This is a genomic window from Streptomyces sp. NPDC002845, from assembly GCF_053591955.1.
Map to the genome: position 1 here is coordinate 84946 of NZ_JBSFUU010000026.1, position 12741 is coordinate 97686.

The following is a 12741-nucleotide window of genomic DNA, read 5'->3' on the forward strand; positions in this document are numbered from 1 at the left end:
ATCAACGACCCAGAACACCTACGTTTCGGATCAACAGCATCCAGCTCACCGGCGCTGCGCCAGAAAGGTCACACGCGCGGTGAAACCAGCCCAGCCGCCAGCGCGTGTTGCAGTACGTCAGTGATCACCTCAGAAGGGAACCCCTTGCACACCACAAAGCCACGCCTGTCCCGTCGTACCGCGCTTGCTCTGGGCGCGGTCACGGCTCTGTCGGCCGCCCTCTCCCTGGGCGGCGGGACGGCCTACGCCTTACCCGACGTGGACGGCATCACCTCGCGGCTGAGGGAGTTGGAGCAGGAGCACACCGCCCGGCTGGGTGTGTTCGCCCGCAACATGCGTACGGGCAGGACGGTGGCGTACCGAGCGGACGAACGCTTCCCGATGACCTCGGTGTTCAAGACGATCGCCGCCGCGGCCGTCCTGCGCGACCTTGATCACGACGGCGAGTTCCTGGCCAAGCGCATCCGGTACACCCAGGAATACGTCACCAGGTCGGGCTTCTCCCCGATCACCGAGCGGGCTGAGAATGTCGCGGGCGGAATGACCGTCGGTGAGTTGTGTGACGCCACCGTCCGCTTCAGCGACAACACCGCAGGCAATCTGCTGCTCAGGGAGCTGGGGGGACCGACCGCCATCACCCGCTTCTGCCGCTCGATCGGGGACGGCATCACCCGGCTTGACCGGTGGGAGCCCGAGCTCAACTCGGCGGAGCCCTGGCGTGTGACTGACACGACCTCCCCTCGCGCCATCGGCCTGACCTACGCACGCCTCACGCTCGGCCGAGTGCTGGAGCCCCGGGACCGGGTACGGCTCACCGGTTGGCTGCTCCACAACACCACCAGCACCGAGAAGTTCCGCAAGGGCCTCCCGGCTGACTGGCTGCTCGCCGACAAGACTGGCGGCGGGAAGTACGGCGGCGCCAACGACGTGGGCGTTACCTGGCCGCCGGCCAGCACACCGATCGTGATGGCCGTCCTGACGACCCAACCCGAGGAAGACGCGCCGACCGACAACCCGCTGGTGGCCAAGACGGCCACCATGCTGGCCGCGGAACTCGTTTAAAGAGGCCGCGCCGATAGGCGTGTACTCATGGGCGGCAGTGCGGGCGTTCGTCCCAGCGGTGGGTCGTCCATGCCCGACGGGACAAGCTACGCACGGTGATCATGGTGTCGGCGAGGCCGAAGAAGGCGTCGATGACGGTGGCCCGGCGCTCGTAGCAGCGGGCGAGGCGGTGGAAGGCGTTCTGCCAGGCGTGGGTCCGTTCGACATGCCACCTCTGACTTGCCTGGATGGGCGCCTTCTCGCCTTTGTGCGCGATGCTGCCGTGCAGGCCGCGTTCGTCGAGCAGAGCGCGGGTCTTGTCCGAGTCGTAGCCGGCGTCCAGGTGGACGGTGACGGTGTCGGGCAGCGGTCCGAGGCCGTCCAGGCGGTCCAGGGTCGGTGCGAGCGGCGGGGAGTCGTGGCGGTTGGCGCCGGCCAGGACGCGGCCCAGGGGAATGCCGTATCCGTCCGGCATGCCGGAGCGTTTCAGGCCCTGTTTGCCGCGATCGACCGGGGAACGCCCGGCCACCTCGCCGCCGCCGGGAGCCTTGGTGATGGAGCCGTCAACGGCGATCTGGGCCAGGGCAAGGCCGACGATCCGGTCGTAGGAGGCCAGCGCGATCTGCTTGAGCCGGGCGAAGACAGCGAGCCGGATCCACTCGTCGCGGCGATTGCGGATCGTGGTGGCCGAGCAGGTCGTGTCGGCGATCGCCTGGTAGGAGCAGCCGAAGCGCAGCAGTTGCAGCATCTTGTCGAACACGATCCGGTCGCTGATGCGCGGGCGGTGGCAGCCGAGTGGATGGTCCGGGTGGTACTCCGGCCGCTCGGGCAGCAAAACGGCGAATTGGCTCCAGAGTGGTTCGGTCAGCCATGATGGCAGCACAGGCACAGGTCTCCCCGGTGATCACAGAGCGTCGCAACTCCATGATCGCCAAGAGCTGTGCCTGTCTTGCTGCCGGGGTCCCACCACCGCGCCTATCTGCGCGACCTCTTATTCAACAACGCGACTCTAACTGTGCCCTCCGATCCTTGCTCTCAGATCCCCGCCCCCGTTCGCCGCAGCACGCGCAGCGAGTCGGTGGCCGAGACCTCCGTGAAGGCGCCGGAGTCCAGGGCGCGGAGGTAGAGGCGGTACGGGGCCTGGCCGGTGAACTCGTCGGCCGGGTCCGGGAAGACGTCGTGGATGACGAGGAGGCCGTCGTCGGCGATGTGGGGGGCCCATCCCTGGTAGTCGGCGGTGGCGTGTTCGTCGGTGTGGCCGCCGTCGATGAAGACGAGGCCCACGGGGGTCTGCCAGAAGGCGGCCACTTGCGGGGAGCGGCCGACGATCGCGACCACGTGGTCCTCAAGTTGTGCCCTGTGGAGGGTGCGGCGGAAGGTGGGGAGGGTGTCCATGACGCCCACCTCGGGGTCCACGGTGGTCGGGTCGTGGTAGTCCCAGCCCGGTTGCTGCTCCTCGCTGCCGCGGTGGTGGTCGACCGTGACCGCCGTGACGCCCGCCTCGCGCGCCGCGTCGGCGAGCAGGATCGTGGACCGGCCGCAGTACGTGCCCACCTCCAGCAACGGCAGCCCGAGCCGCCCCGCCTCCACGGCCGCCTCGTACAGAGCGAGCCCCTCCCGCACGGGCATGAACCCCTTGGCCGCCTCGAAGGCGGCGAGGATCTCCGGCTTGAGGGCCATGGGCATGGGGTTCCTCCGGTCGTACGTGAGTGTGGGCGCCCATGCTGCCCTACCCCCGGCCCCGGTCCCAGGCCCAGGTCTCGGTCCAGGTCCAGGTCAGTTCTAGGTCCCGCGACCGAGTGCATCGTGCGGCGAAATCCCGATGCCCGGTGCGTAGCGTGGTTGAGAGCATGACACCCATGCTCCGAGCCCCAGAAGACACGCCTCCGTCGTCTCGCCGTACGGCGCCGCCCCTGTGGGCGGTGGTCGCGCTCGCGTGCGCCGGGCAGTTCCTCGTCGTCCTCGACGTGTCCGTCGTCAACGTGGCGTTGCCGTCGATGCGTGCCGACCTGGGGCTGAGCGTGGTGGGGCTTCAGTGGGTCGTGAACGCGTACACGATCGCCTTCGCCGGTTTCATGCTGCTCGGCGGGCGGGCCGGTGACCTGTACGGGCGCAAGCGGATGTTCCTGGTCGGGCTCGTCCTGTTCACGCTGGCCTCGCTGGCCGGCGGGCTGGCGCAGGAGGGCTGGGAGCTGCTCGTCGCGCGGGCCGTGCAGGGGCTGGGGGCGGCGGTGCTCGCGCCCTCGACGCTCACGATCGTCACCTCGGCCGTACCGGAGGGGCCCGCACGCGCGCGGGCCATCGCGACCTGGACGGCGGTCGGCGCGGGCGGGGGAGCCGCGGGCGGGCTGGTCGGCGGGCTGCTGGTGGACGGGCTGTCGTGGCGGTGGGTGCTCCTCATCAACGTGCCGGTCGGAGCGGTGGTGCTGATCGGCGCGGCCCGCTGGCTCCTGGAGAGCCGGGCCGGGGACGGGCGGCGGCTCGACCTGCCGGGCGCGGTCCTGGTGACGGCGGGGCTCGCGACCCTCGCGTACGGCATCGTGCAGACGGAGGCCGAGGGGTGGGCGGCGACTGTGACGCTGGTGCCGTTGCTCGCGGGGCTGGTGCTGATCGGCGTCTTCCTGGCCGTCGAGGCGCGCACGCAGGCACCGCTCATGCCGCCGAAGCTGCTGCGCCTCAGGTCGGTGGCGTCGTCGAACGCGGCGATGTTCCTGTGCGGCGCGGTCATGTTCTGCACCTGGTACTTCATCACGCTGTACGCCCAGAACGTGCTCGGCTACACACCGCTGGAGGCCGGCCTCGCGAGCATGCCGAGTTCACTGGCCGTGGTGCTGGCCTCCAAGCTCGCGCCGCGGCTCATGCGGGTGCTCGGGGCGCGCCATGTCGCCGTGCTCGGGGTGCTGGTGGCCGCCGCCGGGTTCGGATGGCAGTCGACGATGACGGCGGACGGCTCGTACCTGACTGCGATCATGATCCCCGGGGTCCTGATGATGACGGGCGGGGGCCTGGCGGCGACCCCGCTCGCCGCGCTCGCCACGTCCGGGGCGGCGCCGGGGGATGCGGGGCTGGTCTCCGGGCTCGTCAACACCTCGCGGACGATGGGTGGTTCGCTCGGTCTGGCCGTCATGTCGACGATCGCCGCGGCCCGTACGGGTACGGCGGGCGGCGACCCGGCCGAGGCGCTGACGGACGGGTACGCGCTGGTGTTCCGCACGGGCGGGATCGTGCTGCTCGCGGGGGTGGTGGTGATGCTGGTGTGGCTGCCGCGGAGGGGCTCGGCGGACTGACGAAACGGCGGCCGGGGAACTCGCCGAAGCCCAGCGGCACCTGGCGACCTTCCCCGAGCGCACCCGCCCCTACCGGCCCCGGAGACCAACGCATGACGCCCCCGTACAGGCACCTGACGTGTCGTCAGGAGTCTTCACAAGTGCACGCCCCTCGGCTATACAGGGGGTCGCCGGACTGGAACGCGTTCTAGAACGGGCGGGTTCCGCGGCCCCGTGTCGACCTCGGTGCGGCCGACGGTGCGGACGGCCGCACCGAGGTCTTGGCCCTTAGCAGATCAGGAGCCCCATGCCCATCGACGCCGCCAAGGCACTCGCGGCCGAACCCCGGTCCGCCGAGATCTCCTGGGTGCCCAAGGACGTCCAGCTCTACCACCTCGGCCTCGGCGCCGGTGTCCCCGCGACCGACCCCGACGAGCTGCGCTACACCCTGGAGTCCCGGCTGCACGTCCTGCCGAGCTTCGCCACCGTCGCGGGCGCCGGTTCCCCGGACGCGGTCGGCGGCCTGAGCGCACCCGGCGTCGACGTCGACCTCGCCCAGGTGCTGCACGGCGGCCAGACCATCAAGGTCCACCGCCCGATTCCCGTACGGGGAACGGCGGTTGCCACCTCGCGCATCGCGGCTGTGTACGACAAGGGCAAGGCCGCCGTCCTGGTCATCCGCACCGAAGTCGCCGACGCCGAGGGCCCGTTGTGGACGAACGACGCTCAGATCTTCGTACGCGGAGAAGGCGGCTGGGGCGGCGAACGCGGACCCTCCGCCCGCCTCGAACCGCCGACGACCGCCCCCGACAAGGAGGTTGAGCGGGCCGTCCGCGAGGATCAAGCCCTGCTCTACCGGCTCTCCGGCGACTGGAACCCGCTGCACGCCGACCCCGAGTTCGCCGAGCGGGCCGGGTTCGACCGGCCGATCCTGCACGGGCTGTGCACGTACGGCATGACGCTCAAGGCGGTCGTCGACACCCTGCTCGGCGGCGACGTCGGCCGCGTCCGCTCGTACGCCACCCGGTTCGCCGGGGTCGCCTTCCCGGGCGAGACCCTGCGCATCCGGATGTGGGAGCGGGGTCCCGATCAGGTCCAGGTGCTGGTGACGGCCGCCGAACGGGAGGACGCGCCGGTGCTGGCCGACACGCTCGTCACCCACGCCGAAGCCGCTGGCACGGAAGCCGCTGGCACGGAAGCCGCTGGCACGGAAGCCGCTGGCACGGAAGCCGCTGGCACGGAAGCCGCTGGCACGGAAGCCGCCGGCACGGAAGCCGACAACACCGAAGCCGCCGGCACCGAAGCCGACAACACCGAAGCCGCCGAGGCCGCAGCCACTGACGCCGAAGCCGCCGACGCCGGGTCCGCCGTCGGTTCCTCCCTCGCCCCCCACACCTGAGCAGCAGCACAGCAGTCCAGTACGTAGTACTCCTGAGGGGAGCCGCACCATGCGCGCAGCCGTACTGCACGAGATCGGCCAGGAAAAGCTCGAAGTCCTCGACGACGTCGAGGCGGTGGGCTTCGGCCCCGGCAAGGTGAGGGTCCGGGTGCGGGCCACGGGGCTGTGTCACTCGGACCTGTCCGCGATGGCCGGGGTCCTGCCGCAGCCCGCGCCGTTCGTGGTCGGCCACGAGGGCGCCGGGGAGATCCTCGACGTCGGGGAAGGCGTGAGCAACGTCAAGCCCGGTGACCGTGTCGTCGTCTGCTGGCTCCCGGCCTGCGGTGCCTGTCCCGCCTGCAAGCGCGGCCAGACCGAGCTGTGTCTCGCCGGGTTCATGAACGCCGGTACGCCCAACTTCAAGCGCCCCGGCAGCAGTTCTTCCGACGTCTTCGGCTTCGCGGGCACGGGGACCTTCGCCGAGGAGCTCGTGGTCGACGCGGGCTGCGCCGTGCCGATCCCCGACGACGTGCCCTTCGACATCGCCGCGCTCATCGGCTGCGGGGTCACCACCGGACTCGGCGCCGCCCTCAACACCGCTGACGTGGAAGCCGGTTCGTCGGTCGCCGTCATCGGCTGCGGTGGCGTCGGCATCTCGGCGATCCAGGGGGCACGGCTCAAGGGCGCCGCGGAGATCGTCGCCGTCGACCCGGTCGTCTCGCGCCGCGAGTCTGCGCTCAGGTTCGGTGCCACGCAGGCGGTTTCGCCGGAGGAGCTGCCGGACGCCAAGCAGTCCGTGACCGGCGGCGAGGGCTTCGACTACGTCTTCGAGGTCGTCGGCAAGTCCGCCACCGCACGCACGGCGTACGAGAACACCCGGCGCGGCGGCACCCTCGTCGTCGTCGGCGCGGGCGCCATGGACGACTTCCTCCAGCTCAACATGTTCGAGCTGTTCTTCGACGAGAAGCGAATCCTGCCCTCCATGTACGGCGGCGGGGACGTGATGCGCTCCTACGAGCGGACCATCGCCCTGTGGCGCGCCGGACGCATCGACCTCGCGGGCCTGATCACCCACCGGGTCCCGCTCACCGACATCAACGAGGCACTGGACCAGATGCGGACGGGCACGGCACTGCGTACGTGCATCGAGCTCTGACCGCTACGACCGTAAGGACTTCACGACCGTAGGGACTTTGGGGACCTTGATGTCACTGCCACTTGAGGGACTGTCGGCGATCGTCACCGGCGCCGGCCGTGGTCTCGGCCGGGCCGAGGCGCTGGAACTCGCCCGCCTCGGCGCGGCCGTCGTCGTCAACGACTACGGGCAGCCGGGACGGGACGGCTCGGGCGAGGCCTCCGCCGGGCCCGCCGAGGAGGTGGCCGCCGAGATCCGCGCCACCGGCGGCCGGGCCCTCGCCCACACCGGTGATGTCGCCGACCATCAACAGGCCCGGGAACTGGTCGAGCTGGCCGTCGGCGAGTTCGGGAAACTGGACATCCTGGTCAACAACGCGGGCATCCTGCGCGACCGCATGGTCTTCTCGATGACCGAGGGCGAGTGGGACGCGGTCGTCCGGGTCCACCTCAAGGGCCACTTCAACACGACCCGCTTCGCCGCCGCCCACTGGCGTACGCGGTCCAAGGCGTCCGGGGCGCCGGTGTACGGGCGGATCGTCAACACCTCGTCGGAGGCGTTCCTCGCCGGGTCCGCCGGGCAGCCCAACTACGCTGCCGCGAAAGGCGGGATCGTCGGGCTGACCACGTCCACGGCCCTGGCGCTCGCCAAGTACGGCGTCACGGCGAACGTCATCTGCCCGCGTGCCCGGACTCGGATGACGGCGGACGTCTTCGCCGGCCACTTTGACGAACCCGGGTCGGGATCCGCGTCGGGATCCGGGTCGGGAACCGAGTCGGGGCCCGACCCCCTCGCCCCCGAGCATGTCGCGCCGCTCGTCGGCTACTTGGCGTCCCCGGCGGCCGGGCACATCAACGGCCAACTCCTCGTCGTACACGGCGGAATGGTCGCGGTCGTCGAACGGCCGCGCGTGGCCGCCAAGTTCGACACCAAGCAGGACGCCTTCTCGTACGACGAACTGGACGCGCTGCTCAGCCCGTACTACGCCGAGCGGCCGCCTGGCGAGACCTTCGCGGCGGTGGAGGTGCTCGGGCTGAAACACGAGACCCCGCCCTCGGAGGGGCGGGGCCAAGCGTCGCCACTGACGTGACGTTTCGTCAAACAGCTGCGGTCGCAGTCGGGTTCAGCCGATCAGGCCGCCTGTTCGGTCTGCTGGGTTAGCTGGTGCTGCTGGTTCTGCCCGGACGACGGCTTGCGGTGGCGTCCCCGAGGGGGCGCCTCGGAATCCTGGACAGATACCGGTCCGCGGTGCTTGCCGTGTCCGGTGGCCTCCTGCGTGTCGGAGGCCGGCGGGTGGGTCGTGTGCGTGTCGCTCATCTGGAAGTGTTCACCCCGTCAAACAAGATCCTTCGTACAGCCGGACAAGCCTAACGTGCGGGTGTGACAGATGTGACGGCGGCCACGCGTGTTGCGCTTGTGCCGTCTGCGCTGTCTGCGTTGTCTGCATTGCCTTCCGTATCGCAGTCCGGGGGCACCTGCCCTTGCGACGAAGCCTGCTGCAACGGCGCCTGTTGCAGCGGTACCGGCCGCGCGGCCACGGGCTCCGGGGGATCCGGGACCGGCGGCTCCGGCGACGGCGCATCCCCGGGCGCCGACGCGGCAGCCGTACCGTCCCCCGAACCTCCTCCCGAACCCCGCAGATCCCCCGCACCCGCGTCCCCGGGCCCCGCGTCCCCCGCCCCCGTGGGCGCCTCCACCCGTGACACGCCACAGGGCTCCGCCCCCGTCACGTACGGCAGATGGAGCACCCCGTCCTTGGTCCACAGCCCGGTCCCCGCCAACCAGCCCTCGGGAGCGGGGAGATGGTGGACCTGGCGTTCGGCGGGACGCCAGACGCCGACCCAGCAGCCGGCCGCGCCGTCGATGCGGAGGGCCACGGCGCAGCTCTCCGGCGTCAGCACCTGGCCGGGCTGGATGGCGAACGGCGTCACCGCGTCGCAGTCGGTCGGCCGCAGGCACTCCGGGAAGCGGACCGGAAGCGTGCTCCCCAGTACGCCCCAGCCCAGCCGGTCGTGGCCCGGGGAGGGCGCGTCCGAGCGGATCAGCAGCAGGCCGCTGTCCAGGTCGGCGAGGAGCAGCCGGTCGTTGCTGTCCTCCGCGATCTGCAGCAGCGGTGACATCTCGCCGCCGCGCTCCAGGTCGACCACGACCGTCTTGGTCCGCCCGTCCCGCTCCCGGTCCAGGGCGAGCAGCCGCCCCGTCCCGTCCAGCCACACACCCCCCGAGCAGCGCCCCGGCACCTCCGCCAGGTGCTCGGGCCCGAACGCCCCGCCCGCCACCAGCCACACCGCCGTCGAACTCCGGCCCACGGCAAGGGCGTACGCCCGATTCCCGCGCGGTGAGGGCGGCAGCAGCCGCAGCTCCGCCGACTCCTCCGGGCACTCGACCGCGCCGAGGGGCACCTCGCCGGTCCCCGGCCCGGTCGGATAGAGCAGCGAGAACACGTGCCGTCCGGCCGCGATCCGGTGGATCAGCACGCGGCCGTCGCTCATCGGGAGGACCTCGGTGCCGGGTTCCTCCGGCTGGTTCCCGGGTAGCGGTACGGCGTACGGCTCGGGGCCGTCCAGTGTCCAGCGCTCCGGGAACCAGGACTCGCCGCCCGCCAGGGCGAGGCGTGCCGCGTACGTCCCGTCAGCGGTGATCACGCATGCGGGCCGCGCGGCCCACTCCTCGCCGTTCCTCGCCGAGGGTCCGAGAGCACAGGCCGTCATCGTTCGGTCACCTCCAGCCACGAAACTAGTTTTCGCACGCACAGACGTGGGACCGCCGGGCACCCGCTTCACACATAAGGGTGTTCGTGTCGCGATTCGCCTGAGGGAACGGGGCAGGTGTGCTCCATGGGGCTCGGAGCTCTCGCAGTCGATTGGTTCTGAATCTTCCGGCATCCTCCAGCGAAGATCACCGCCACCATCAATTGAGGAACCACGACAGCGAGCAACCAGGTCCGCGAGAGCGGCGCCGGTTCAGGCGCAAGGAGGGGCCAGGTAGCCTTTTGTTTGTGCCCCGTCTGTCTGAAGTCATCTCCGCGCTCGACGCCCTCTGGCCCCCCGAGAGGGCCGAGGGGTGGGACGCGGTCGGCACGGTCTGCGGCGATCCCGACCAGGACGTCTCCCGTGTGCTGTTCGCCGTCGACCCGGTCCAGGAGATCGTCGACGAGGCGGTGAAGCTGGGCGCGGACCTGCTGGTCACCCACCATCCGCTCTATCTGCGCGGTACGACGACGGTGGCGGCCTCCACGTTCAAGGGCCGGGTCGTGCACACCCTCATCAAGAACGACATCGCCCTGCACGTCGCGCACACCAACGCCGACACCGCCGATCCGGGCGTGAGCGACGCGCTGGCCGGTGCCCTGGACGTCCGGGTGGTACGCCCCCTCGTACCGGACCCGGCCGACCCCGACGGCCGCCGGGGCCTGGGCCGCGTCTGCGCGCTGGACCACCCGCTGACCGTACGGGAGTTCGCCGCGCGGGCAGCGGAGCGGCTGCCCGCCACCGCGCAGGGCATCCGCGTCGCGGGTGACTCCGAGGCGCTCGTACGGACGGTCGCGGTCAGCGGCGGCTCCGGCGACAGCCTCTTCGACCACGTACGCGCGGCCGGCGTCGACGCCTTCCTCACCGCGGACCTGCGCCACCACCCGGCGTCCGAGGCCCGTGAGCACAGTCCTCTCGCACTGATCGACGCGGCGCACTGGGCCACCGAATGGCCCTGGTGCGAGCTGGCCGCCGCCCAGCTCGACGAGATCTCCGACCGGCACGGCTGGGACCTGCGGGTCCATGTCTCGAAGACGGTCACCGATCCCTGGACCGCCCACGCGGCGTCCCCTCTTTCCGAACTTTCCGACCCTTCTGATGCATCTGGAGCCCCCAACTGAACGCCGCGCCCGCCGACCAGATCCGACTTCTCGACGTCCAGGCCCTCGACGTACGCCTGCAGCAGCTCGCGCACAAGCGGAGGTCGCTGCCCGAGCACACCGAGATCGAGTCGCTGACCAAGGACCTCACGCAGCTGCGCGACCTGCTGGTGGCCGCGCAGACCGAGGAGAGCGACTGCGCCCGCGAGCAGACCAAGGCCGAGCAGGACGTCGACCAGGTGCGCCAGCGCGCCTCCCGCGACCAGCAGCGTCTCGACTCCGGCGCCGTGAGCTCCCCCAGGGACCTGGAGAACCTCCAGAGCGAGATCGCCTCCCTCGCCAAGCGGCAGGGCGACCTGGAGGACGTCGTCCTGGAGATCATGGAGCGCCGTGAGTCCGCGCAGGAGCGGGTCGCCGAGCTGACCGAGCGGGTCGCCTCCGTCCAGTCGAAGATCGACGACGCGACCTCCCGGCGTGACGCCGCGTTCGAGTCGCTGGACGACGAGGCCGCCTCCGTGACCAAGGAGCGCGAGGTCATCGCCGGTTCCGTCCCGGCCGACCTGCTCAAGCTGTACGACAAGCTCCGCGAGCAGCAGGGCGGCATCGGCGCGGCCAAGCTCTACCAGCGCACCTGCCAGGGCTGCCGCCAGGAGCTCGCGATCACGGACATCAACGAGATCCGCGCGGCGGCGCCCGACACGGTCGTCCGCTGCGAGAACTGCCGCCGCATCCTGGTGCGCACCTCCGAGTCCGGCCTGTAGGGGACGTACGGCGTGCGGGAGTTCATCGTCGAGGCCGACGGCGGTTCCCGGGGCAACCCGGGGCCCGCGGGCTACGGCTCCGTCGTCATCGACGCGGCGACCGGCGAGACGCTGGTGGAGGCCGCCGAGTACATCGGCGTCGCCACCAACAACGTGGCGGAGTACCGGGGGCTGCTCGCGGGCCTGAAGGCGGCCCACGCCCTCGATCCGGCCGCCACCGTCCGCGTCCGCATGGACTCCAAGCTCGTCGTGGAACAGATGTCGGGCCGCTGGAAGATCAAACACCCCGACATGAAGCCCCTCGCCACCGAGGCGGCCCGCGTCTTCCCTCCCACTCACGTCACGTACGAGTGGATCCCCCGCGAACAGAACAAGCACGCCGACCGCCTCGCCAACGAGGCGATGGACGCGGGCAGGCGGGGGGAGCCATGGTCGCCGTCGGCGTCGACGGCGGAGCTGGACGCGCGGGCGGCGCGGGCTGCGGCGCCTGAGCCGTCGGGGCCTCCGGGGGACGCGGCGGCGGGCGCGGCGAAGGCTCGCGCAGCCCTGACGGAGACTCGCGCAGCCCTGACGGAGACTCGTACGACCGCTCCCGCACCCACCGCCTCCGCCCCCGGCGACCGGACCGCGAAGGCACAGGCCGACATCCGCGCAGCTCGCAATGTGGCCGCCGCCCCCGACCTCGGCACCCCCGCCACCTTCGTCCTGCTCCGCCACGGCGAGACCTCGCTGACCCCTCAAAAGCGGTTCTCCGGCAGCGGCGGCTCCGACCCATCCCTCTCGGACGTGGGCCGCTACCAGGCCGAGCGCGTCGCCGGGGCCCTCGCCGCCCGCGGGACCATCCAGGCGATCGTGTCGTCGCCGCTGGCCCGCTGCCGCGAGACCGCCGGGATCATCGCGGCCCGCCTCGGACTGGAGGCCGGGACCGAGGACGGGCTGAGGGAGACGGACTTCGGGGCCTGGGAGGGGCTGACCTTCGGGGAGGTCAGGGAGCGCTACCCGGCGGACATGGACGCCTGGCTCGCCTCACCCGAGGCCCGGCCCACCGGCGGCGGCGAGAGCTTCGAGGCGGTGGCCGCCCGTGTGGCCGCCGCCCGGGACAAGCTGGTCGCCGCGTACGCGGGCCGGACCGTCCTGCTCGTCACCCACGTGACACCGATCAAGACCCTCGTACGGCTGGCCCTGGGCGCACCCCCGGAGTCCCTGTTCCGCATGGAGCTGTCGGCCGCCTCCCTGACGGTGGTGGCGTACTACGCGGACGGCAACGCCACGCTCCGCCTGCTCAACGACACGTCCCACCTGCGCTGAGT

At 71.3% G+C, this 12741-nt stretch carries 11 protein-coding genes and 1 pseudogene; 8 read left to right on the forward strand and 4 right to left on the reverse strand.

The window, feature by feature from the left end:
• The first annotated feature begins 144 nt into the window (after window positions 1–144).
• The gene (gene bla, locus ACWD3C_RS20610) at window positions 145–1062 is read left to right on the forward strand and encodes a class A beta-lactamase (protein ID WP_451145840.1); all 918 of its coding nucleotides are present in this window, start codon (window positions 145–147) and stop codon (window positions 1060–1062) included.
• A 25-nt stretch (window positions 1063–1087) separates the two neighbouring features.
• Here bla and ACWD3C_RS20615 read toward each other — a convergent pair whose 3' ends face one another.
• Window positions 1088–1930 carry an IS5 family transposase gene (locus ACWD3C_RS20615; RefSeq protein ID WP_451145842.1) on the reverse strand — a complete coding sequence of 281 codons (843 nt, stop codon included), beginning with the start codon at window positions 1928–1930 and terminating at the stop codon, window positions 1088–1090.
• 146 nt (window positions 1931–2076) lie between these two features.
• Complete coding sequence (locus ACWD3C_RS20620; RefSeq protein ID WP_451145844.1) at window positions 2077–2727, reverse strand: class I SAM-dependent methyltransferase; 651 nt, start codon at window positions 2725–2727, stop codon at window positions 2077–2079.
• A 164-nt stretch (window positions 2728–2891) separates the two neighbouring features.
• Between ACWD3C_RS20620 and ACWD3C_RS20625 the strand changes: the two genes are divergently transcribed.
• The 4 genes and pseudogenes from ACWD3C_RS20625 to ACWD3C_RS20640 all read left to right on the forward strand — a co-directional run bounded on the left by ACWD3C_RS20625 (window position 2892) and on the right by ACWD3C_RS20640 (window position 7910).
• On the forward strand, window positions 2892–4328 hold the full coding sequence (locus ACWD3C_RS20625; RefSeq protein WP_451145846.1) for an MFS transporter: 1437 nt from the start codon (window positions 2892–2894) through the stop codon (window positions 4326–4328).
• A 286-nt stretch (window positions 4329–4614) separates the two neighbouring features.
• Window positions 4615–5472 (forward strand): annotated as a pseudogene (locus ACWD3C_RS20630) (MaoC/PaaZ C-terminal domain-containing protein); the annotation flags it as partial.
• Between the two features lie 283 nt (window positions 5473–5755).
• Entirely contained in the window at window positions 5756–6841 is a 1086-nt protein-coding gene (locus tag ACWD3C_RS20635) for a Zn-dependent alcohol dehydrogenase (protein WP_451145848.1), read from the forward strand.
• A 49-nt stretch (window positions 6842–6890) separates the two neighbouring features.
• Window positions 6891–7910, forward strand: coding sequence for a 3-oxoacyl-ACP reductase (locus tag ACWD3C_RS20640; protein ID WP_451145850.1), 1020 nt, complete (start codon window positions 6891–6893; stop codon window positions 7908–7910).
• A 41-nt stretch (window positions 7911–7951) separates the two neighbouring features.
• On the opposite strand, the gene ACWD3C_RS20645 is transcribed toward ACWD3C_RS20640, so the two are convergent.
• Together ACWD3C_RS20645 and ACWD3C_RS20650 are read right to left on the reverse strand one after the other, a co-directional pair.
• Window positions 7952–8137: a hypothetical protein gene (locus ACWD3C_RS20645; RefSeq protein ID WP_451145852.1), complete on the reverse strand. Its 186-nt coding sequence runs from the start codon at window positions 8135–8137 to the stop codon at window positions 7952–7954.
• Window positions 8138–8187: 50 nt separating this feature from the next.
• Window positions 8188–9531 (reverse strand): hypothetical protein, encoded by a 1344-nt coding sequence (locus tag ACWD3C_RS20650; RefSeq protein WP_451145854.1) that lies wholly within the window; start codon window positions 9529–9531, stop codon window positions 8188–8190.
• Window positions 9532–9818: 287 nt separating this feature from the next.
• Between ACWD3C_RS20650 and ACWD3C_RS20655 the strand changes: the two genes are divergently transcribed.
• Genes ACWD3C_RS20655 through ACWD3C_RS20665 form a run of 3 tightly spaced genes read left to right on the forward strand, consistent with a single transcriptional unit; the run spans window position 9819 to window position 12739 of the window.
• Window positions 9819–10691 carry a Nif3-like dinuclear metal center hexameric protein gene (locus ACWD3C_RS20655; RefSeq protein ID WP_451145856.1) on the forward strand — a complete coding sequence of 291 codons (873 nt, stop codon included), beginning with the start codon at window positions 9819–9821 and terminating at the stop codon, window positions 10689–10691.
• Complete coding sequence (locus ACWD3C_RS20660; protein ID WP_451145893.1) at window positions 10688–11431, forward strand: zinc ribbon domain-containing protein; 744 nt, start codon at window positions 10688–10690, stop codon at window positions 11429–11431. The genes ACWD3C_RS20655 and ACWD3C_RS20660 overlap by 4 nt, the downstream gene beginning before the upstream one ends.
• Before the next feature lie 12 nt (window positions 11432–11443).
• On the forward strand, window positions 11444–12739 hold the full coding sequence (locus ACWD3C_RS20665) for a bifunctional RNase H/acid phosphatase (RefSeq protein ID WP_451145858.1): 1296 nt from the start codon (window positions 11444–11446) through the stop codon (window positions 12737–12739).
• Window positions 12740–12741 lie beyond the last annotated feature (2 nt).

Coding starts and splice junctions, on each gene's coding strand:
- ACWD3C_RS20645 (WP_451145852.1), bottom strand. CDS start 8,137: ATGAGCGACACGCACACGACCCACCCGCCGGCCTCCGACACGCAGGAG.
- ACWD3C_RS20650 (WP_451145854.1), bottom strand. CDS start 9,531: ATGACGGCCTGTGCTCTCGGACCCTCGGCGAGGAACGGCGAGGAGTGG.
- ACWD3C_RS20635 (WP_451145848.1), top strand. CDS start 5,756: ATGCGCGCAGCCGTACTGCACGAGATCGGCCAGGAAAAGCTCGAAGTC.
- ACWD3C_RS20640 (WP_451145850.1), top strand. CDS start 6,891: ATGTCACTGCCACTTGAGGGACTGTCGGCGATCGTCACCGGCGCCGGC.
- ACWD3C_RS20625 (WP_451145846.1), top strand. CDS start 2,892: ATGACACCCATGCTCCGAGCCCCAGAAGACACGCCTCCGTCGTCTCGC.
- ACWD3C_RS20620 (WP_451145844.1), bottom strand. CDS start 2,727: ATGCCCATGGCCCTCAAGCCGGAGATCCTCGCCGCCTTCGAGGCGGCC.